The sequence below is a fragment of the Acinetobacter sp. 228 genome, assembly GCF_048147885.1.
Window position 1 is genome coordinate 1 of record NZ_JAYWYV010000640.1, and the last position, 1,011, is coordinate 1,011.

General features: G+C 43.8%; 2 protein-coding genes. Both read right to left on the bottom strand.

The features are described 5' to 3' along the window. Positions 1-148: thiamine pyrophosphate-binding protein (locus VXQ92_RS21495; protein ID WP_416683118.1), on the bottom strand; the 148-nt coding region annotated here is incomplete at its 3' end. Between the two features lie 38 nt (positions 149-186). After that, on the bottom strand, positions 187-1,011 hold an 825-nt coding region (locus tag VXQ92_RS21500; protein WP_416683117.1), incomplete at its 5' end, for an aldehyde dehydrogenase family protein.

Below are 1,011 nucleotides of genomic sequence, written 5' to 3' on the forward strand. Positions count from 1 at the left end.
GGGCTGCAACAAAGCGCATTTTTTCACGGCGCCCTACCGCATCGGCAATAGGTAAATTGTGGATGGAAATAACACCATAAATACTATCAACTTGGTGCGCTTCTAAAACTCTTGCGATTGCTTCGCCTACATTTACACGTTCAGTCATGTCTGTTCCTCAAAATTTGTTTTCAGTCCTTGAATTTATTAATCGCACCAAGGGTTAGGCTGTTCATTCAGCCCCATATAAATACTCTTTTGTTGCATGTACGATAAAATGCCCAAACGGCCTTTTTCGCGCCCGATTCCACTGTCTTTAAAGCCGCCAAACGGCGCACTAATCGAGAATTTTTTGTAGGTATTAATCCATACCGTTCCCACTTCTAATGCACGTGCAATACGCCAAGCTTTGCGATAGCTTTCAGTCCAGATACCTGCGGCAAGACCAAAACAACTGTCATTGGCTTGAGCAATTAAATCTTGCTCGTTATCATATTTCATAACGACTAAAACAGGGCCAAAAATTTCTTCCTGACAGGTTTGAGCACTATTATTTAAGCCCGTAATAATGGTCGGTAAGTAATAGCTTCCTTTGGCATAGTCACCAGTCGTAAGTGCCTCACCACCAATCAGAACTTGACCACCTTCGCTTTTGGCAAGTTGCACATAGCGATCAACTGACTGCAAATGCTTGTCATTGACCAGTGGCCCTAAATGCACACCAGCTTGTTCTGGATGGCCCACACGTAAGCCTTTAGTAATTTCAACCAAACGCGTTAAAAACTGATCGTAAAGACTGCTATGAATAAACAAGCGAGAACCTGCAATACACGCTTGGCCTGCCGAGCTAAAAATACCGTAAGCCACACCTTTAGCAGCCAGTTCGACATCTGCATCCGGTAAAACGATGGTTGGTGACTTACCACCTAACTCAAGCGAAGTGGTAATGAGTTTATCTGCAGCAATATGTGCCAAATGACGACCCGTGGTTGTTCCACCTGTAAAAGAAATTTTACGAACCAATGGGTGCTG